This is a genomic window from Micromonospora sp. WMMC273, from assembly GCF_027460285.1.
Lineage (GTDB): Bacteria > Actinomycetota > Actinomycetes > Mycobacteriales > Micromonosporaceae > Micromonospora > Micromonospora aurantiaca.
In genome coordinates, this window is the sequence record NZ_JAPZBE010000001.1 from 1818641 (window position 1) to 1837840 (window position 19200).

Annotated in this window: 19 protein-coding genes; 12 read left to right on the forward strand and 7 right to left on the reverse strand. The window is 73.3% G+C overall.

Annotated elements, in window-relative coordinates; all coding sequences use genetic code 11:
* Window positions 1–108 precede the first annotated feature (108 nt).
* The 4 genes from thrS to O7611_RS08705 all read left to right on the forward strand — a co-directional run bounded on the left by thrS (window position 109) and on the right by O7611_RS08705 (window position 4619).
* Window positions 109–2130, forward strand: a complete 2022-nt coding sequence (gene thrS, locus O7611_RS08690; RefSeq protein WP_194801029.1) for a threonine--tRNA ligase — start codon at window positions 109–111, stop codon at window positions 2128–2130.
* A gap of 10 nt (window positions 2131–2140) precedes the next feature.
* Window positions 2141–2701 carry an HIT family protein gene (locus tag O7611_RS08695; protein ID WP_410054887.1) on the forward strand — a complete coding sequence of 187 codons (561 nt, stop codon included), beginning with the start codon at window positions 2141–2143 and terminating at the stop codon, window positions 2699–2701.
* 32 nt (window positions 2702–2733) lie between these two features.
* Entirely contained in the window at window positions 2734–3357 is a 624-nt protein-coding gene (locus tag O7611_RS08700; protein WP_194801030.1) for a CG0192-related protein, read from the forward strand.
* A 203-nt stretch (window positions 3358–3560) separates the two neighbouring features.
* On the forward strand, window positions 3561–4619 hold the full coding sequence (locus O7611_RS08705; protein ID WP_194801031.1) for an aldo/keto reductase: 1059 nt from the start codon (window positions 3561–3563) through the stop codon (window positions 4617–4619).
* Window positions 4620–4748: 129 nt separating this feature from the next.
* On the opposite strand, the gene O7611_RS08710 is transcribed toward O7611_RS08705, so the two are convergent.
* Complete coding sequence (locus O7611_RS08710; protein ID WP_269696539.1) at window positions 4749–6905, reverse strand: elongation factor G-like protein EF-G2; 2157 nt, start codon at window positions 6903–6905, stop codon at window positions 4749–4751.
* 252 nt (window positions 6906–7157) lie between these two features.
* Here O7611_RS08710 and pgsA point away from each other — a divergent pair, with 252 nt between their 5' ends.
* The 7 genes from pgsA (at window position 7158) to O7611_RS08745 (ending at window position 13095) form a co-directional block, all read left to right on the forward strand.
* Window positions 7158–7778 (forward strand): phosphatidylinositol phosphate synthase, encoded by a 621-nt coding sequence (pgsA, locus tag O7611_RS08715; protein WP_194802930.1) that lies wholly within the window; start codon window positions 7158–7160, stop codon window positions 7776–7778.
* Window positions 7775–8707 (forward strand): phosphatidylinositol mannoside acyltransferase, encoded by a 933-nt coding sequence (locus O7611_RS08720; protein ID WP_269696540.1) that lies wholly within the window; start codon window positions 7775–7777, stop codon window positions 8705–8707. The genes pgsA and O7611_RS08720 overlap by 4 nt, the downstream gene beginning before the upstream one ends.
* A gap of 10 nt (window positions 8708–8717) precedes the next feature.
* Entirely contained in the window at window positions 8718–9878 is a 1161-nt protein-coding gene (locus O7611_RS08725; protein WP_194802928.1) for a glycosyltransferase family 4 protein, read from the forward strand.
* Between the two features lie 82 nt (window positions 9879–9960).
* A complete protein-coding gene (locus O7611_RS08730; RefSeq protein ID WP_269696541.1) occupies window positions 9961–10464 on the forward strand; it encodes a hypothetical protein in 504 nt (167 codons plus the stop codon).
* 126 nt (window positions 10465–10590) lie between these two features.
* A complete protein-coding gene (gene pdxS, locus O7611_RS08735; protein WP_269696542.1) occupies window positions 10591–11502 on the forward strand; it encodes a pyridoxal 5'-phosphate synthase lyase subunit PdxS in 912 nt (303 codons plus the stop codon).
* A gap of 7 nt (window positions 11503–11509) precedes the next feature.
* The gene (gene pdxT, locus O7611_RS08740) at window positions 11510–12115 is read left to right on the forward strand and encodes a pyridoxal 5'-phosphate synthase glutaminase subunit PdxT (protein ID WP_269696543.1); all 606 of its coding nucleotides are present in this window, start codon (window positions 11510–11512) and stop codon (window positions 12113–12115) included.
* A gap of 230 nt (window positions 12116–12345) precedes the next feature.
* Entirely contained in the window at window positions 12346–13095 is a 750-nt protein-coding gene (locus O7611_RS08745; protein ID WP_013285436.1) for a YebC/PmpR family DNA-binding transcriptional regulator, read from the forward strand.
* A 63-nt stretch (window positions 13096–13158) separates the two neighbouring features.
* On the opposite strand, the gene O7611_RS08750 is transcribed toward O7611_RS08745, so the two are convergent.
* The 4 genes from O7611_RS08750 to O7611_RS08765 form a co-directional block, all read right to left on the reverse strand.
* Complete coding sequence (locus O7611_RS08750; protein ID WP_194802925.1) at window positions 13159–14220, reverse strand: ABC transporter permease; 1062 nt, start codon at window positions 14218–14220, stop codon at window positions 13159–13161.
* Window positions 14217–15110: an ABC transporter ATP-binding protein gene (locus tag O7611_RS08755; RefSeq protein WP_269696544.1), complete on the reverse strand. Its 894-nt coding sequence runs from the start codon at window positions 15108–15110 to the stop codon at window positions 14217–14219. Before O7611_RS08755 ends, O7611_RS08750 begins: the two co-directional genes overlap by 4 nt.
* An 81-nt stretch (window positions 15111–15191) precedes the next feature.
* Window positions 15192–15869 (reverse strand): response regulator, encoded by a 678-nt coding sequence (locus tag O7611_RS08760; protein ID WP_194802923.1) that lies wholly within the window; start codon window positions 15867–15869, stop codon window positions 15192–15194.
* Window positions 15866–17155: a sensor histidine kinase gene (locus tag O7611_RS08765; RefSeq protein ID WP_269696545.1), complete on the reverse strand. Its 1290-nt coding sequence runs from the start codon at window positions 17153–17155 to the stop codon at window positions 15866–15868. Before O7611_RS08765 ends, O7611_RS08760 begins: the two co-directional genes overlap by 4 nt.
* 87 nt (window positions 17156–17242) lie before the next feature.
* Here O7611_RS08765 and O7611_RS08770 point away from each other — a divergent pair, with 87 nt between their 5' ends.
* Window positions 17243–17803, forward strand: a complete 561-nt coding sequence (locus tag O7611_RS08770) for a GNAT family N-acetyltransferase (RefSeq protein WP_269696546.1) — start codon at window positions 17243–17245, stop codon at window positions 17801–17803.
* A gap of 61 nt (window positions 17804–17864) precedes the next feature.
* Here O7611_RS08770 and O7611_RS08775 read toward each other — a convergent pair whose 3' ends face one another.
* Together O7611_RS08775 and O7611_RS08780 are read right to left on the reverse strand one after the other, a co-directional pair.
* Window positions 17865–18806, reverse strand: coding sequence for a permease prefix domain 1-containing protein (locus O7611_RS08775; protein WP_194802920.1), 942 nt, complete (start codon window positions 18804–18806; stop codon window positions 17865–17867).
* Window positions 18803–19144 carry a PadR family transcriptional regulator gene (locus tag O7611_RS08780; RefSeq protein WP_194802919.1) on the reverse strand — a complete coding sequence of 114 codons (342 nt, stop codon included), beginning with the start codon at window positions 19142–19144 and terminating at the stop codon, window positions 18803–18805. Before O7611_RS08780 ends, O7611_RS08775 begins: the two co-directional genes overlap by 4 nt.
* Window positions 19145–19200: the final 56 nt, after the last annotated feature.

Below are 19200 nucleotides of genomic sequence, written 5' to 3' on the forward strand. Positions count from 1 at the left end.
CTCGCCGGAGGCGGGCACCGGCGTCGGCGGCGGTCCGGGTCCGGGCGACCGATAGCATCGCAGGGGCCGGTCACCGGCCCTTCCGTACCGTCGACGACAGGAGTCACCGTGTCCGCACCCCGTACCCCCGTCGTGGCCGACCCCGTCGTCGTCGCCGCCGGGACCACGGCGGCCGACGCGGTGGCCGCGGCCGGCCTGCCGATGAGCGGGCCGAAGGCGATCGTGGTGGTCCGCGATCCGCAGGGCCAGCTGCGCGACCTGGACTGGCGCCCGGCCGAGGAGGTCGCGGTCGAGCCGGTCACGCTGGACAGCCCGGACGGGCTGAACGTGCTGCGCCACTCCACCGCCCACGTGCTGGCCCAGGCCGTGCAGGACGTCTTCCCGGACGCCAAGCTCGGCATCGGCCCGCCGATCGAGAACGGCTTCTACTACGACTTCGGCGTGGACAAGCCGTTCCAGCCGGACGACCTGACCAAGCTCGAGAAGCGCATGCAGGAGATCGTCAAGTCCGGCCAGCGGTTCCGCCGCCGCCGGTTCGCCGACCTGGACGAGGCGCGGTCCGAACTGGCCGCCGAGCCGTACAAGCTGGAGCTGATCGAGGTCAAGGGGGAAGGGCTGGACTCCTCCGAGGTGATGGAGGTGGGCGGCGGCGAGCTGACCATCTACGACAACCTCGCCGCGAACGAGGACAAGGTCTGCTGGTCGGACCTGTGCCGGGGCCCGCACCTGCCGAACACCCGGCTGATCGGCGCGTTCAAGCTGATGCGCTCGGCCGCCGCGTACTGGCGCGGGTCGGAGAAGAACCCGCAGCTGCAGCGCGTGTACGGCACCGCGTGGCCGACCCGGGACGAGCTCAAGGCGTACCTGAAGCTGTTGGAGGAGGCCGCCCGCCGCGACCACCGCAAACTCGGCGCGGACCTCGACCTGTTCAGCTTCCCCGACGAGATCGGGTCCGGCCTGCCGGTCTTCCACCCCAAGGGCGGCGTGCTCAAGCGGGTGATGGAGGACTACGTCCGGGCGCGCCACATCGAGGAGGGCTTCGACTACGTCGGCACGCCGCACATCTCCAAGGAAGGTCTCTTCCACACCTCGGGACACCTGCCCTACTACAAGGACACGATGTTCCCGCCGATGGAGATGGAGGGCAGCGACTACTACCTCAAGGCCATGAACTGCCCGATGCACAACCTGATCTACCGGTCGCGCGGGCGGTCCTACCGGCAGTTGCCGCTGCGGCTGTTCGAGTTCGGGTCGGTCTACCGGTACGAGAAGTCGGGCGTGATCCACGGCCTGACCCGGGTGCGCGGCTTCACCCAGGACGACTCGCACTCCTACTGCACGAAGGAGCAGGCGCCGGCCGAGATCAAGCACCTGCTCGGCTTCGTGCTCAGCCTGCTGCGCGACTTCGGCATCGACGACTTCTACCTGGAGCTGTCGACCCGCGACGAGTCGAAGCCGGACAAGTTCGTCGGCTCCGACTCCGACTGGGCGACCGCCACCGCCGTGCTGGAGCAGTGCGCGCTGGAGACCGGCCTTGAGCTGGTGCCGGACCCGGGCGGCGCGGCGTTCTACGGCCCGAAGATCTCCGTGCAGGCCAAGGACGCGATCGGCCGCACCTGGCAGATGTCGACCATCCAGTACGACTTCAACCAGCCGAAGGGCTTCGGGCTGGAGTACCAGGCCGCCGACGGCACCCGGCAGCAGCCGGTGATGATCCACTGCGCCAAGTTCGGGTCGATCGAGCGGTTCATCGGCGTGCTCACCGAGCACTACGCGGGCGCGTTCCCGGCCTGGCTGGCGCCGGTGCAGGTGGTCGGCATCCCGATCCGCGAGGAGCACGGCGACTACCTGGTCGACTTCGCCGCGACGCTGCGCCGGCACGGCGTCCGGGCCGAGGTGGACCTGGGCGACGACCGGATGCAGAAGAAGATCCGCAACGCGCAGCAGCAGAAGATCCCGTTCATGGTGATCGCCGGGGACGACGACGTGGCCGCCGGCACCGTCTCGTTCCGCTACCGGGACGGCTCGCAGCGCAACGGCGTGCCGATCGACGAGGCGGTCGCGCACGTCCGCGAGGTGGTGGAGTCGCGTACCAACGCCGGTCCTGCCGCCGAGCGGGCCGGATCGTAGGATCGCCTGTGTGACAGGGGCGGAGCGGGACACCGGGTACGGCGGCGACAACGGTCTGGCGGACGGGCTGGACCGGCTCTGGACGCCGCACCGGATGACCTACATCTCCGGCGAGGACCGGCCCGAGGGCGGATACGAGAAGCCGGCCGGCTGCCCGTTCTGCCTCGCGCCCGGCCTGCCGCCGGAGGAGTCCCTGGTGGTGGCCCGGGGCGAGCACGTGTTCGCGGTGCTCAACCTCTACCCGTACAACCCCGGGCACCTGCTCGTCTGCCCCTACCGGCACGTGGCCGACTACACCGAGCTGGACGAGCCGGAGACGGTCGAGCTGGCCGCGTTCACCAAGGCCGCCATGCGGGTGGTCCGGCACGTCTCCAGCGCGCACGGCTTCAACCTGGGCATGAACCAGGGCGGCGTGGCCGGCGCGGGCATCGCCGCGCACCTGCACCAGCACGTGGTGCCGCGCTGGGGCGGCGACGCCAACTTCATGCCGGTGATCGGCCGGACCAAGGTGCTGCCACAACTGCTCGCCGACACCCGGGAACTGCTCGCCAAGGCGTGGGCGGCGGCCTGACGGGGGCCCGCCCCGACAGTACGATCTTGCGCATGGCTCTCCTGCACCGCGCGGAACTGCGCCCCTCGAAACTGGAGTTGCTCGTACCCTGGCTGCCCGGCCGGTCCTGGTTCGCCGGCGAGGCGGGCGCGGAGGTCAGCCGGGTCGCGGCGTACCGGTTCGACGACCCGGCCGGCGAGGTGGGCGTCGAGACGCTGCTCGTGCGCGCCGGTGACGGCCCGGTGCTCCAGGTGCCGCTGACCTACCGGGGCGCGCCGCTGGCCGGGGCGGACGACTTCTTCGTGGGCCTCGTCGAGCACTCGGTGCTCGGCCGCCGCTGGGTGTACGACGCCTGCGGCGACCCGGTGTACCCACCGCTGCTGGCCGCCGCCGTGCTCGCCGACGCCGGGCAGGCCGAGGAGTACTTCGAGGTCGACGGGAAGCGCGAGGTGCGCCCGGCGAGCATGAGGCTGACCGGCAGCCGTACCGGCCGCCCGGTGCCGACCGGTCCGGTTTCGACCGGCTCGGGTGACGGCGGCGTGACGGTGGTCCGGGTCGGGGACGTCGAGCTGGCGGTGGTCCGGCGGCCCGTGCCGGCCGAGGTGCCGGGCTCCGGCGGGCTCACCGGCACCTGGTCGGGCCAGGACGAGCCGGTGCTGCTGGCCTACGCCCGCTGACGGCTCGCCGGGCGGCCTTCTGCGTCGGAGGCCGGATCGAAGGGACGCCTCGCACCGATATGCCTCAGAGGCATATTCGTGACTCTCAGGCATATCGCGTTCACCGCGACTGTTCGCCGCCTGGCGTCACGCGGCGTGATCGCGGCCGGACTCTTCGGCCACGAACCGGCCCGCGGTCGCCGGGGAGATGACAGGATGCGGCGGTGGCAGTCGACAAGCGACAGTTGGGGCGCAGCGGCATCGAGGTGAGCGCCCTCGGCATGGGGTGCTGGGCGATCGGCGGCCCGTGGGCCGAGGGCGCCCGCCCGCTGGGCTGGGGCCGGGTCGACGACCACGAGTCGGTACGCGCGATCCGCCGCGCGCTCGACCTGGGCGTCACGTTGTTCGACACCGCCGACACGTACGGCGCCGGGCACGGCGAGCGGGTGCTGGGGCGGGCGCTGGCCGGCCGGCGCGACGAGGCGGTGATCGCGACGAAGTTCGGCTACACGTTCGACGAGCGCACCCGGCAGGCCACCGGCGAGAACGCCTCACCGCACTACCTACGCCGGGCGGTGACCGACTCGCTGCGCCGGCTGGGCACCGACCGCATCGACCTCTATCAGCTGCACCTGGGCGACCTGCCGCTGCCCCGGGCCGAGGCACTCATCGGCACGCTCGACGACCTGGTCGGCGCCGGCCTGATCCGGTCGTACGGGTGGAGCACCGACCGGGCCGACCGGGCCGCCGCGTTCGCGCAGGTCGCCCGCGGTGCCGCCGCCGTGCAGCACGCGCTGTCGGTGCTGCGGGACGCCCCGGCCATGCTCGACGCCTGCGACAAGCACGACCTCGCCGGCCTGGCCCGAGGGCCGCTCGGGATGGGACTGCTCACCGGCAAGTACACGCCGGAGTCCACGCTGCCCCGCGACGACGTACGCGGACTCGGGCCGACCTGGCTGGAGTGGTTCCGCAGCGGCCGGCCCGCCCCGGAGTGGCTGCGCCGGGTCGCCGCCGTCCGCGACGCGCTGACCGCCGACGGGCGCACCCTCGCGCAGGGGGCGATCGGGTGGATCTGGGCGCGCAGCGACCGGGCCGTGCCGATCCCCGGTGCCCGTACCGTCGCCCAGGTCGAGGAGAACGCGGCCGCGCTGGCTCGGGGCCCGCTCGCGCCGGACCAGTTCGCCGAGGTGGAGCGGCAGTTGGCGGCGGTACGCTCGGCCGCCCTCCGCGACGCCGACCGCCCCCACTGGCCGATGCCCCCGGTCCCCGCCGTCCGCCCCTGACCCACTTCCTACCAGGATCTGCGCAGTCCTGACCCGACCCCGCCCTCGTCGGCGTCGATCTTGCACTTACCGCCCCTCGGTTGCCGGAAACGCCCCATTTGGGGGGGCGGTAAGTGCAAGATCGCGGGGTCAGCGGGTGGTGGACTCCTTGCGGGCCTGGTCGGCCAGGTGGGCCGGCATGGGCTCGTGGCGGGCGAACTCGCGGCGGAACGTGCCGGTGCCGGCCGTCATCGAGCGCAGCTCGACGGCGTACCGCAGCAACTCGGTCGCGGGCACCTCGGCGCGGACCAGCGTCCGACCCTCGGCGTCCGGGTCCGGCTCGGTGCCGAGCACCCGGCCGCGCCGCCCGGACAGGTCGCCCATCACCGCGCCGACCGACGAGTCGGGCACCCGTACGGTGATCTCGTCGACCGGCTCCAGCAGTGCCGGCTGGCCCTTCTCGGCGGCCTCGCGCAGCGCCAGCGCGCCGGCGGTCTGGAACGCCGCGTCGGAGGAGTCGACGCTGTGCGCCTTGCCGTCGACCAGCGTGACCCGCAGGTCCACCACCGGGTAGCCGGCGACCAGACCGCGCTCCATCTGCGCCCGGACGCCCTTCTCCACCGACGGGATGTAGTTGTGCGGGACGGCGCCGCCGACCACCCGGTCGACGAACTCGAAGCCGGCGCCCCGGGGCAGCGGTTCCACCTCGATGTCGCAGACCGCGTACTGGCCGTGGCCGCCGGACTGCTTGACGTGCCGGCCGTGCCCGCGCGCGGCGGCGGTGAACGTCTCGCGCAGCGGCACCCGGACCGGCTCGGTGTCCAGCTCGACGCCGCCGCCGCGCAGCCGGTCGAGCACCACGTCGGCGTGTGCCTCGCCCATGCACCAGAGCACGAGCTGGTGGGTCTCCGGGTTGCGTTCGAGCCGTAGCGTCGGGTCGCCGGCGACCAGCCGGGACAGGTTGCGGGCCAGCGCGTCCTCGTCGGCCCGGCTGCGCGCCGTGATCGCCACCGGCAGCAGCGGCTCGGGCATCTCCCAGGGCGCGATCAGCAGCGGGTCGTCCTTGGCCGAGATGGTGTCGCCGGTCTCCGCGCTGCCCGACTTGGTGATCGCGCACAGGTCACCGGCGACGCAGGCGGCCACCTCGCGCAGCGTCGCGCCCAGCGGGCTGTAGACGTGGCCGACCCGCTCGTCGGCGTCGTGGTCCGGGTGGCCGCGCTCGGCCATGCCGTGACCCGACACGTGGATCACCTGGTCGGGGCGGAGCGTGCCGGAGAAGACGCGCACCAGCGAGACCCGCCCCACGTGCCTGTCGACTGTCGTCTTGACCACCTCGGCGACGAGCGGGCCGTCCGGGTCGCAGGTCAGCGGCGGGCGAGGCGAGCGGTCCACGCCGGTGACCGCGGGCAGGTCGTGCTCCAGCGGCGACGGGAACGCCGCGACCAGGCCGTCGAGCAGCGCGTCCAGGCCGACGCCGGTCTCCGCGCACACGGGCACCACGGGGTAGAAGTGGCCTCGGGCGACGGCGGTCTCCAGGTCGGTGATGAGCACCTCGGGGTCGATCTCCTCGCCGCCGAGGTAGCGGTCCATCAGGGTCTCGTCCTCGCTCTCCGCGATGATCCCCTCGATCAGCTCGTTGCGGGACTCCTGGATGGCCGGCAGGTGCTCCGGGTCCGGCTCACGCACCGCCGCCGGCAGCCCGTCGGAGTAGTCGTACACCCGGCGGGTGATCAGCCCCATCAGCCCGGCCACCGACTCGCCGTCGTCGCCGAGCATGGGCAGGTAGAGCGGCAGCACGTTGTCGCCGAAGACCCGCTGGCACAGCGCGACCGCCTCGTCGAAGTCGGCGCGCGGGTGGTCCAACCGGGAGACCGCCACGGCCCGGGGCATGTCGACGGCGGCGCACTCCTCCCAGAGGGCGGCGGTGGCGGCGTCCATGCCGTCGACGGCGGAGACCACGAACAGGGCCGCGTCGGCGGCGCGCAGCCCGGCGCGCAGCTCGCCGACGAAGTCGCCGTACCCCGGGGTGTCCAGCAGGTTGACCTTGACGTCGCGGTGCGTCAGCGGGGCGCAGGCCAGGCTCACCGAGCGCTGCTGGCGTACGGCGGCGGGGTCGTGGTCGCAGACGGTGGTGCCCTCGGTGACGGCGCCGGCCCGGCCGATCGTGCCGCTGGCGGCCAGCAGCGCCTCGACGAGCGTCGTCTTTCCGGCACCGGAGTGCCCGACGAGCACCACGTTGCGAACCCTGCCGGGCTCGGTCACCACCGGCGCGCCGCCGGTGACACCCTTCTCGTTCTTCTGCGCCATCGCGGCGCACCTCCCTCAACCGGTGGTGGTGGCGACCGCCGCGGGCGACGGGGGAGCGGACCCGGGACGGGCGCTGCGGCGATATCTTCCGGTGATCTCCTGCTGGACGGGAACGCGGACCGGTGATCCGGTGAACTGGCTCACCTCCTGGCTCGATCTCACACCCGCGCGGGTGCCCGCACAAGGGCCGCCGGGCGGGTCGTACGCCCGGCTGTGTCCCCGGCGGTTGCGGGCCGTTATCGTGGGACCGCCATGGCGAAGATCTTCCAAGTGACGGCCCGCGCGGGCATGACCCGCGTCGTGGAGCCGGTCGCCCGCGCGCTGCTGCGTGCGGGCGTGTCCCCCAATGCGGTCACCGTGACCGGAACCGCCGGCGTGCTCGTCGGCGCGCTCGGCTTCGGCGCGCGCGGCCATCTGGTCGCCGGCGCGCTGATCGTCACGGTCTTCGCTCTCACCGACCTGCTCGACGGCACGATGGCGCGGATGAGCGGCGGGTCCACCCGGTTCGGGGCGTTCCTCGACTCGAGCATGGACCGGATCGCCGACAGTGCGGTGTTCGGCGCGGTCGCGTACTGGCTGGCCACCGAGCACGACTACTCGGGCGTGGCGGCGGCGCTGATCTGCCTGGCCGCCGGTGGTCTGGTCTCCTACGTCAAGGCCCGCGCCGAGGGGCTCGGGATGACCTGCAACGTGGGCATCGCCGAGCGCACCGAGCGGCTGCTCATCGTCGGCGTCGGCGGCCTGCTCACCGGCGTCGGCGTGCGTCCCGCGCTGGAGATCGCCCTCTGGCTGCTCGCCGCCGTCTCGATCTTCACCGTGGGGCAGCGGATGGCCCACGTGTACCGCCAGGCCCAGCGGGTCGGCGTCGAGTGAATCTCACCGAGGCGGGCTTCGTCGCGGGCTGGCGCCTGATCCGCGCGCTGCCCCGGCCCGTCGCGGCCGCGGCCTTCCGGGCGGGCGCCGACCGCGCCCACCGCAAGGACGGCGGGGGTACGCGTCGACTGCGCGCCAACCTGCGCCGGGTGGTCGGCCCGGAGCTGCCCGACGCGGAGCTGGACGTGCTGGTGCGTGAGGGCTTGCGCTCGTACGCCCGGTACTGGATGGAGGCGTTCCGGCTGCCTGGCCTGAGCCGGGCCGAGATCCTCGCCGGATTCCGCCTGGACGGGCAGGAACTGCTCGCCGCCGACGTGGCGGCCGGCCGGGGCGCCGTGGTGGCGCTGCCGCATGCCGGCAACTGGGACGCCGCGGGCGCCTGGGTGGCTGCTACCGGCTGGCCGATGACCACGGTGGCGGAGCGGCTCCCGGACGGCGTCTACGAGCGGTTCGTCGGGTTCCGGGAGGGGCTGGGGATGGAGATCCTGCCCAACCGCGGTGGCCCGCGTCCCGCGTTCGACGTGCTGGTGGACCGGCTGCGTGCCGGTTACGTGGTGCCCCTGCTCGCCGACCGGGACCTGTCCGCCCGGGGCGTGGAGGTGGACTTCTTCGGCGGCCGGACCCGGACGCCGGCCGGCCCGGCGCTGCTGGCCATCCGCACCGGCGCCCCGCTCTACGTGGCCTCGATGTGGTACGAACCGGACGCGGCGTGCGCGTCCATCGACGGCCCGCTGCCGCTGCCGGACCCGGACGGCGCCCCGCTCGACGAGCGGGTACGCGCGGTGACGCAGCGGATTGCCGACGGTCTGGCGGCGGGCATCGCCCGGCATCCGCAAGACTGGCACATGTTGCAGCGGATGTGGCTGGACCAGGACCGGGACGGTACGCCCACGTCGCCGCGGCCACCGGCCACCACCGGGACGGTCTAGGGGGGGCGCAGTGCGTATCGGCATCGTGTGCCCGTACTCGTTCGACGTGCCGGGCGGCGTGCAGAACCACGTCATGGACCTGGCCGAGGCGCTGCTCGGGCTCGGCCACGAGGTGAGCGTCCTGGCGCCCGCCGACGAGGACTCGGCGCTGCCGCCGTACGTGGTGTCGGCCGGCCGGGCGGTGCCGCTGCCGTACAACGGGTCGGTGGCCCGGATCGCGTTCGGCCCGGTCTCCACCGCCCGGGTGCGGCGCTGGATCACCCGCGGCGACTTCGACGTGCTGCACGTGCACGAGCCGCTCACGCCGAGCCTGTCGATGCTGGCGGTGCTCTGCGCCCGCGGCCCGGTGGTGGCCACGTTCCACACCGCGATGACCCGTTCCCGGGTGCTGTCGGCCGCGCAGGGCGTGCTCCAGATCGTGCTGGAGCGGATCACCGCCCGGATCGCGGTCAGCGCCCTGGCCCGCAAGGTGCAGGTCGAGCACATGGACGGCGGCGCGGTGGAGATCCCGAACGGGGTGGCGGTGGCGAAGTTCGCCGGGGTGCCGCCGCTGCCGGGCTGGCCGGGGGAGTGCGCCCCGGGCACCGGCGGCACGCTCGGGTTCCTGGGCCGCTTCACCGAGCCGCGCAAGGGCTTCCCGATCCTGCGGGACGCGTTCGTCGCGTTGGCGCCGCACCGCCCCGGGCTGCGTCTGCTGGTCGCCGGGCCGGGTGACGCCGACGAGCTGTACGGGCGGTTCCCGGCCGGCCTGCGCGACCGGGTCACGTTCCTCGGCCTGGTCTCCGAGGCGGACAAGGCACGCATGCTGCGCAGCGTGCACCTCTACGTCGCACCGAACACCGGAGGGGAGTCCTTCGGGATGATCCTCACCGAGGCGCTGGCCGCCGGAACCACCGTGGTCGCCAGCGACCTGGACGCGTTCCGCCGGGTGCTCGACGGCGGACGGGCCGGGCGGCTGTTCCCGACCGGCGACGCGACCGCACTGGGCGCCGCGCTGTCCGAGCTGCTCGACGACGACGGACGCCGCGCCGGGCTGACCGCCTGCGGCGACCAGGTGGTGGCGAATTTCGACTGGCCCGTGGTTGCCCGCCGCGTTCTGGAGGTATACGCAGCCGCGATCGAGGCCACCGACGGCCGGGTCATGGACCAGGAGTGGGCGGGTCTGGGCTGACCGCTGTGGCCGCTGCGGCCGCTGTGACGAGCGCGTCTGCCGGTGCGAGCGCCGGCCGGCCGGGATGAGGAGCAGCACTACGATGCCGGGCATGTGGTGGGTGGTGGGCGCGGTCGCGGTGCTCGGGCTGCTCTCGGCGTACCTGATCTGGACCTCCGGCCGCGTGCAGCGGCTGCAGGTCCGCGCGGACTCGGCGGCCCGCGCGCTGGACGCGCACCTGCTGCGCCGCGCGGCCGCCGCCGCGGTCCTGGCCGAGCAGCGGTACGGCGTGGAGCTGTACGCCGCCGCCCGGATCGCGCTGGACGCCGCTCCGGAGGAGCGCGAGGCGGCCGAGAACGACCTGACCCGGCAGTTGCGCGGGGTGCGGCTGGACCCGGACGACCCGGCGTGCGCGGCGGTGATCGCGGCGAGCCGGCGGCTGGCGCTGGCCCGGCAGGTGCACACCGACCTGGTTCGGGACGCCCGCTCGGCGCGGGGGCGTCCGGTGGTACGGCTGTTCCGGATGGGGTGCGGCCGGGAGTGGCCGCGCTACTTCGACATCGACGACCCGACGCTGGCGTCGCACGCGGACGTGACCACCGGCTGATGCACCGGCCGTGACGGGGGCCACACGGCAGGCCACCGGGGGTTCGATTGGCGCTCGGACCGGCGTCGCGCCGGTCGTAGCATTCCTGCGCAGTCACCTCCCGAGCACGCCGAGGAGCGATGTCCCGTGTCTGAATCCGCAGCCCCGACCCCCGCCACCGCCGTCGGCACCGCCCGCGTCAAGCGCGGCATGGCCGAGATGCTCAAGGGCGGTGTGATCATGGACGTGGTCACCCCCGCGCAGGCGAAGATCGCCGAGGACGCCGGCGCTGTGGCCGTGATGGCCCTGGAGCGCGTACCGGCCGACATCCGCGCGCAGGGCGGCGTGTCCCGGATGAGCGACCCGGACATGATCGACGGCATCATCTCCGCCGTCTCGATCCCGGTGATGGCCAAGGCCCGTATCGGCCACTTCGTCGAGGCGCGGATCCTCCAGGCGCTCGGCGTCGACTACGTCGACGAGTCCGAGGTGCTGACCCCGGCCGACTACGCCAACCACATCGACAAGTGGGCGTTCACCGTGCCGTTCGTGTGCGGCGCGACGAACCTGGGCGAGGCGCTGCGCCGGATCACCGAGGGCGCCGCGATGATCCGCTCGAAGGGCGAGGCGGGCACCGGGGACGTCTCCAACGCCACCACCCACATGCGCAAGATCCGGCAGGAGATCCGCCGGCTCCAGTCGCTGCCCGACGACGAGCTGTACGTCGCGGCCAAGGAGCTGCAGGCCCCGTACGAGCTGGTCAAGGAGGTCGCCGAGCAGGGCAAGCTGCCGGTCGTGCTGTTCACCGCGGGCGGCATCGCGACCCCTGCGGACGCGGCCATGATGATGCAGCTCGGCGCCGAGGGCGTCTTCGTCGGCTCCGGCATCTTCAAGTCCGGCAACCCGGCCCAGCGGGCCGCCGCGATCGTCAAGGCGACCACGTTCCACGACGACCCGGACGTGCTCGCCAAGGTCTCCCGTGGGCTGGGCGAGGCGATGGTCGGCATCAACGTCGACGAGATCCCCCAGCCGCACCGCCTGGCCGAGCGCGGCTGGTGAGCGCGGCGTGACCGTACCGGTGATCGGCGTGCTCGCGCTTCAGGGCGACGTACGCGAGCACGTCGCGGCGCTGACCGGCGCGGGCGCCGACGCCCGGCCGGTGCGGCGGCCGGGCGAGCTGGACGCGGTCGACGGCCTGGTGGTGCCCGGCGGCGAGTCGACCACGATCAGCAAGCTGGTGGACATCTTCGAGATGCGCGAGCCGATCGACAAGCGGATCGCCGCCGGCATGCCGGTCTACGGCTCCTGCGCCGGCCTGATCATGCTGGCTGCCGAGGTGCTGGACGGCCGCCCCGACCAGCGCGGCTTCGCCGGCGTCGACATGACGGTGCGGCGCAACGCGTTCGGCCGTCAGGTCGACTCGTTCGAGGCGCCGGTGGCGCTCACCGGCGTCGACGGGGGCCCGTTCCACGCCGTCTTCATCAGGGCGCCCTGGGTCGAGCGCGTCGGCCCGGACGTCGAGGTGCTCGGCCGGGTGACCGACGGCCCGGCCGCGGACCGGATCGTCGCGGTACGCCAGGGCAACCTGCTTGCCACCTCGTTCCACCCGGAGCTGACCGGCGACCTGCGGCTGCACCGGCACTTCGTGGAGCTGGTCCGGGCCGCCTCCTGAGCGGCCGGTCCGTCCCTGGTTGTACCGGTTCGGGTGGGCTGGGACGGGCCGGTGCCGTGCGGCGCGTGACAGTGACCCGCCCGCCGCCGGTAGGATTGCCGAGATTCGGCAGGGCCATCAGCCCGCCGCGGCTCCCAGCGAAGATCACAGCACCTCGACGTGCGCCGGTGGGGGAGCGGGGCGTGTGCGGTGCGGTCGATGCAGACGGCGGGTAGCAACGGAGGTAACAGATGTCCGGCCACTCAAAGTGGGCGACGACCAAGCACAAGAAGGCGGTCATCGACGCCAAGCGCGGCAAGATGTTCGCCAAGCTGATCAAGAACGTCGAGGTGGCCGCCCGTACCGGCGGCGGTGACCCGGCCGGTAACCCGACTCTCTACGACGCCATCCAGAAGGCGAAGAAGAACTCGGTCCCGAACGACAACATCGACCGCGCGGTCAAGCGCGGCTCCGGCCTGGAGGCCGGCGGCGCCGACTGGCAGACGATCATGTACGAGGGTTACGGCCCGAACGGCGTGGCGATGCTGATCGAGTGTCTCACCGACAACCGCAACCGTGCCGCCACCGAGGTGCGTACCGCGCTGACCCGCAACGGCGGCTCGCTGGCCGACGCGGGCTCGGTGTCGTACATGTTCTCCCGCAAGGGCGTGGTGATCGTCCCCAAGGCCGGCACCAGCGAGGACGACGTGATGATGGCCGTGCTCGACGCGGGCGCGGAGGAGGTCAACGACCTCGGCGAGGCGTACGAGGTGGTCTCCGAGCCGGGCGACCTGGTCGCGGTCCGCACCGCGCTGCAGGACGCCGGTATCGAGTACGAGTCGGCCGAGTCCTCCCTCATCCCCAGCGTGAACGTGCCGCTGGACGAGGAGGGTGCGCGCAAGATCTTCAAGCTGATCGACGTGCTGGAGGACTGCGACGACGTGCAGAACGTCTACGCCAACTTCGACGTCTCCGACGAGGTCATGGCCGCGGTCGGCTGAACCGCCCCGACGCGCGGAGCGCCGGCCACCCTCATCGGGTGGCCGGCGCTCACCGTCTCGCGGTCAGCCGATCGGCTCGCGTTGCCGCCACGCCGTCCGAACCGAGGTCCGGCCGTTGGTGCGCAGCAGCGAACCCTCGTAGATCCGCGCCCCGGCGAGCAGGAACCCGGCCGCCGCGAGCAGCAGCAGCGCCAGCGACACGAACGGCTCCCAGGGCGCCGCGTCGCCGGTGAACAGCCGTACCGGCATCGCGGTGGGCGAGGAGATCGGCAGGTACGACAGGATCCGCATCGCGGCGGCGTTGTCGTTGAGGAACACCACGGCGAAGAACGGCGCCATCACCGCGAGCTGCACCGGCGTGGACGCCCCGGCGATGTCCTCCTGCCGGTTCACCAGCGCCCCGGCGGCCGCCCACATGGCCGCCAGCAGCAGGAAGCCACACAGGAAGAACGGTACGAACCAGCCGATCGCGGGCGCGATCAGGCCCAGCAGGTCACCGCCGTCGGTGAGGCGCATGCCGATCAGCGCGACTGCCGCGATCAGGGTGATCTGCCCGAGCGCCAGCGCGCCCGCGGCGAGGATCTTGCCGGCCAGCAGCGCCCGGGCCGGCACGGCGGCGACCAGGATCTCCACGATCCGGGTCTGCTTCTCCTCGGTGACGCTCTGCGCGATCTGCAACCCGAACGTCTGGGACATGAAGAAGAAGACGAACGCGAACGCGAACGGCACCAGGTAGGCGACGAGCGGGTCCACCGCGTCCGGGTCCAGCAGCTTCACCTGCGGAGCCGCGCTGAGCGCGGAGACCACGTCGTCCGGGGCCCGCTCGTCGGCGACCACGACCGGGCCGGTCACCACCGCGGCGTCCGCGTCGCCGTCGCGTACCGCCTGTTCGGCGGCGCCGTCGTCGGCGACGAGCATGACGTCCAGCCCGGCCGCGCGCAGCGGTTCGGCGCCGGCCGCGGTCACCGCCACAGTGGATGGACCGCTGCTCATCAGCGCCGGCACGACGGTGGCGACGACGGCGAGCAGCAGGAAGATCAGCGTGCTGTAGAGGAACGTCTTGTCGCGGACCTTGACCTTGATCTCGCGGGCCGCGACCAGCCGGGTGGCCTGGAACGTGTTCACTGGTTGACCTCTCGGAAGATCTCGGCGAGGGACGGGGTGACCGGGCCGAACGCGCGCACCGGGCCGCGCTCCAGCGCCGCGCGCAGCACCGACTGGTCGTCGGCGGGCGGGTCCACCTCGAACACGGCGCGCGCGCCGTCGAGGTCGACCAGCCGCACGCCGGGCTGGTCCCGCAGCCAGCCGGCGTCGCCGTCGACCACGAGCGAGAACCGGGGCAGCGTGTACGCGGCGCGCAGCTCCTCGCGGGCACCGGCGGCCCGGATCGTGCCGCCCGCGATGAGCACCAGGTCGTCGCAGAGCCGCTCCACCACGTCGAGCTGGTGGCTGGAGAACAGCACCGGCGCGCCGGCGGCGGCCCGTTCCCGCAGCACGGCGACCACCATGTCGACGGCGAGCGGGTCGAGCCCGGAGAACGGCTCGTCCAGGATCAGCACCTCCGGGTCGTGCACCAGCGCGGCGGCGATCTGCGCGCGCTGCTGGTTGCCGAGCGACAGCGTCTCCAGCAGGTCGTCGGCCCGCTCGCCGAGACCGACGCGCTCCAGCAGCGCGTCGGTACGCCGGCGCGCCCCGGCGGCGTCCAGCCCGTACAGCCGGCCGAGGTGGACCACCTGCTCGCGGGGCGTCATCTTCGGGTAGAGGCCGCGTTCCTCGGGCATGTAGCCGAACCGGGCCCGGGCCTCGCGGGTGAGCGGCTGTCCCCGCCACGTCACCTGCCCCGCGTCCGGGGCGAGGACGCCGAGGACGATCCGCATGGTGGTGGTCTTGCCGGCGCCGTTGCCGCCGACGAATCCGGTCATGCGCCCGGCGGTCACGTCGAAGGAGACGTCTTTGAGCACCTGACGGCCGCCGAAGCTGCGGTCGACGCCGTCGAGGCGGAGCACGCTGGTCATGATCCCGACGCTACGGCCGGCCGTCGCTCCCGTCGTCCCACCACGGAGCGATCATCGGGTCCGTCGCGCGGCGGACGGGCCTCATCCGCCGGGCCGGACCACCCCGTGCTCGTACGCGAACACCACCGCCTGCACCCGGTCGCGCAGCCCGAGCTTGGCCAGTACGCGGCTGACGTGGGTCTTCACCGTCGCCTCGCCGACGTGCAGCACGTCCGCGATCTCGGCGTTGCTGGCCCCGCGCGCGACCAGTTCCAGCACCTCCCGCTCGCGCGGCGTCAGGTCCGCGGTGGCCGCGTCGTGCCGCGGGTCCGGCGGGACCGCGCCGGGCCGGGCGAACGTGGAGATCACCCGCCGGGTGAGCGCCGGCGCGATGAGTCCCTCGCCGCGCGCCACCACCCGGACCGCCTCGATCAGGTCCTCCGGGGTGCCGTTCTTCAGCAGGAAGCCGCTCGCCCCGGCGCGCAGCGCGGCGAACAGGTAGTCGTCGTGGTCGAACGTGGTGAGGATCAGCACCGCCGGGCCGCCCGGTGTCGCGTCGGCGGTGATCCGGCGGGTGGCCTCCAGCCCGTCGAGCACCGGCATCTCCACGTCCATCAGCACCACGTCGGGACGCAGCGCGGCCGCCATCGACACGGCACGCTGCCCGTCGGCGGCCTCGCCGACCACCTCGATGTCGTCCTCGACCTCCAGGATGACCCGGAAACCGGTCCGGACCAGGTGCTGGTCGTCGACGAGCAGCACCCGCACCGGGGCGGTCACGCCGCCCGCCCGGTGGCCTCGACCGGCAGCGGCATGCGGGCCCGGACCCGGAACCCGCCGCCGGGGCGTGGTCCGGCCTCCACCTCACCGCCGTGCGCGGCGACCCGCTCCCGCATGCCGATCAGGCCGAGCCCGGCCCCGGCGGCCGGTACGGCGCCGTGTCCGTCGTCGCTCACGTCGATCTCCAGGTCCCTCGCCAGATAGCGGATCCGCACGTCCAGCGTGGTGGCGTGGGCGTGCTTGACCACATTCGTCACGGCCTCCTGCACGATCCGGTACGCCGCCTGCGACACCGAGCGCGGCAGCGGCACCGGTTCCCCGTACACGCCGACGTCGGCTCGGAGCCCGGTCTCCCGGGCCCGGTCGACGAGCGCGGCGACCTGGTCGATGCCGGCGGTGTCCTCCGGCGCGGTGGCCGTGCCGGCAGCGGCGTCCGGGTCGCGCAGCACGCCGAGCATCCGGCGCAGCTCGTCGACGGAGGTGCGGGCCGTCTCCTCGATCGCGGCCAGGGCGGTACGCGCTTTGTCCCGGTCCCTGTCGAACACGCGCCGGCACGCGGCGGCCTGCACGCCCATCACCGACACGTGGTGGGCGACCACGTCGTGCAGTTCGCGGGCGATGCGGACCCGCTCGCCCATCACCGCGCGCTCGCGCGCCTCGACCTGCGAGCGGCGCAGCTGCTCGGCCTGCTCGTGCAGTTCGTGCCGGCGGCGCGCGGCCACCCAGGCGGTCTGCCCGGAGTAGTAGGCGAACCCGAAGAACAGCACGTTGTAGAGCACGCCGTTCACGACGGCGGCGAGCACCGGCGGCACCGGGCCGGCGGCGTCGGCGAAGGAGGCGGCGGTGATCTGGTCGGCCCGCAGCGCGAGGGACAGCGCGAGCCAGCCGAACATCGCCACGATGATGCCGGCCCGCAGCCGCCCGGCCAGCCGCCGGTCGGTGCCCCACGCGCCGAGCGTGAAGAGGGCGGCGAACAGCGCGCCCGACGGGAGCTGGGCGAGCGGGACCGCCCGCGCCTGCCCCGCGACGAAGGCGATCGAGACGAGCACGGCGACGGTGGCGGGCCACCGCCGCCGTACGGCCAGCGGGGCGGTCACCGCCACGGTCCACCAGATCTGCTCGGCGACGCTCGGCGGTGGCCCGAGCAGGAAGGCCCCGGTGCTGTGCGCCAGCGTCAGCTCGAACAGGGCCAGCACGGTGACCGCGAGCCCGACCCAGAGGTCGGCGCGCAACTGCGCGGCTGTGGGAGCCGGCCGGCGCCAGGCGGTGGTGGGTGCGGTGCTCACCGTACGACCATGCCACCGCTGCCGCCGATGCGGTGCCCGGGGCGTAAACGGGTGGGCCGGATGACAGTGCCGACGTAGCCTGCCGGGGTGTTCGTGCCCGATCTGCCGTTACGTACCGAGCGCCTGCTGCTGCGCGCCTTCACCGCCGAGGACCTCGCCGTGGTCCGGGACTACCGGGGCCGCCCGGAGGTGACCCGCTACCTCTACCACGAGCCGTACGACGACGCCGCCGCCCGCGCCGCGATCGACCGGCTGGTCCGGCGGACCGCGCTGCGCGCCCCCGGCGACGTGCTCAACCTGGCGGTGACGCTGGCGGACACCGGGCAGTTCCTCGGCGACGTGCTGCTGAGCTGGACCAGCGGGGAGCACCGGCAGGGCGAGATCGGGTACGTGGCGCATCCCGCGCACACCGGCCGCGGGTACGTCACCGAGGCGGCCCGGGAGCTGCTGCGGATCGGCTTCGACGGGCTCGGGCTGCACCGGATCGTCGGGCGGCTCGACGCGCGCAACACCGCCTCGGCCCGGGTGCTGGAACGGCTGGGCATGCGCCGGGAGGCGCACCTGCGGGAGAACGAGTTCGTCAAGGGGGAGTGGACCGACGAGGTGGTCTACGCGCTGCTGGCCCGGGAGTGGCGGCCGGCGGCCTGACTGTCCGCGTACCCGGAAGGCCCGGCACGCCCACGACGGGGCGTGCCGGGCCGTTCGGGGCTCAGGCGGCGCGGCGGGCCTTGACCGCGCTGTCGACCACGTCCCAGATCGCGACCAGCACGACCACCGCGCCCGCCACCCGGGCGAACTCGACGGTCCCGCCGTCCCGCAGCCAGGCGAACCGCTCGACCAGCTCCGGGTTGAGCAGCCGGTCGGTGGCCAGCAGCCAGAGCACCGGGGCGGCGAACGCCACGTTGAGCACCGCGTTGACCGCCACCAGCGGCCAGGTCCACCGCCCCGACCGGTACTTGGCGATCTCCAGGCCGACGGTGGCCAGCAGAACCACGATCAGGGCCGGCAGCCAGAAGCTCCAGAGCGCCGGGTCGAGCGCCGGCAGCCGGGTGCCGTCGTCGGTGGTCCAGCGCTGGAAGTGCTGGCCGATCAGGAGGCCGATGGTGGCGAGCAGGAACACCACGGAGGCGATGCTGTCGGAGTGGCTGATCTGCCGTTCCCGGGTCTCCTCGGGGAGCTGGTCGACGGTCCACTCGGGCAGGCCGAGCGGGGTCCGGGTGCGCTCCAGTACGGCGAACACCAGCGTGACCCAGAACGCGATCTGCACCGCGGTCTGCATCGCGGCCACGACCGCCGTGCCGATCGCCGCGCCCGGCTCGCCGTCGACGAGCGCCTTCGTGACGCCGGAGAGCACGCCGACGATCGCCGGGATCCAGGTGAGCAGCAGACGCAGCAGCCGCCACCAGGTCAGGAAGTACCGCGGGCCGATGAGCTGCAGCGTGCGGTCGCTGTAGCCGGCCGCGAGCTTCTCCGGGTTGCCCAGCTCGGTGAGCACCTCGCGCTCGGCGGAGGCGTGGTCCTGCCCGCCCGAGGTCCGGTCGTCGATCATGTCGGCGATGGAGCCGCGCAGTTCCTCGGCGAGTTCCAGGCGGCGTTGCGCGGGCACGGCCCGCATGGTGGCGGCGACGTAACGGTCGGTCAGGGAACTCATCGTTCCGCTCCTTCGATCAGTTCGGTGACGGACGTCCGCACCGCGGTCATGTCATCGAGCAGGCGGTTCAGGACGGACTCGCCGTCGTCGCTGGTCCGGTAGAACTTGCGCGGCCGGCTCTCCTCGGTGTTCCACTCGCTGGTCAGCAGGCCCTGGTCCTCCAGCCGGCGCAGCAGCGGGTAGAGCGTGTTGGCGTCGACGGCGAAGCCGTGCGCGGCCAGCCGTTGCAGCAGGGCGTATCCGTAGTCGGGGCGGCGCAGGGCGACCAGGCTGGCCACCACGACAGTGCCGCGTCGTAGCTCCTGGAGGTGGGTCCGGAGGACCTCTTCGCTGACCATGTGCAACACGATACTGTGTGCCACACACCATTGCAATGGAGAAGAACATCGCGTGC

Excerpts from the sequence above, each read along its gene's own strand:
- O7611_RS08775 (WP_194802920.1), bottom strand. The coding sequence starts at position 18,806 with ATGAGTTCCCTGACCGACCGTTACGTCGCCGCCACCATGCGGGCCGTG.
- O7611_RS08730 (WP_269696541.1), top strand. The coding sequence starts at position 9,961 with ATGCCGGGCATGTGGTGGGTGGTGGGCGCGGTCGCGGTGCTCGGGCTG.
- O7611_RS08755 (WP_269696544.1), bottom strand. The coding sequence starts at position 15,110 with ATGACCAGCGTGCTCCGCCTCGACGGCGTCGACCGCAGCTTCGGCGGC.
- pgsA (WP_194802930.1), top strand. The coding sequence starts at position 7,158 with ATGGCGAAGATCTTCCAAGTGACGGCCCGCGCGGGCATGACCCGCGTC.
- O7611_RS08745 (WP_013285436.1), top strand. The coding sequence starts at position 12,346 with ATGTCCGGCCACTCAAAGTGGGCGACGACCAAGCACAAGAAGGCGGTC.
- O7611_RS08710 (WP_269696539.1), bottom strand. The coding sequence starts at position 6,905 with ATGGCGCAGAAGAACGAGAAGGGTGTCACCGGCGGCGCGCCGGTGGTG.
- O7611_RS08700 (WP_194801030.1), top strand. The coding sequence starts at position 2,734 with ATGGCTCTCCTGCACCGCGCGGAACTGCGCCCCTCGAAACTGGAGTTG.
- O7611_RS08780 (WP_194802919.1), bottom strand. The coding sequence starts at position 19,144 with ATGGTCAGCGAAGAGGTCCTCCGGACCCACCTCCAGGAGCTACGACGC.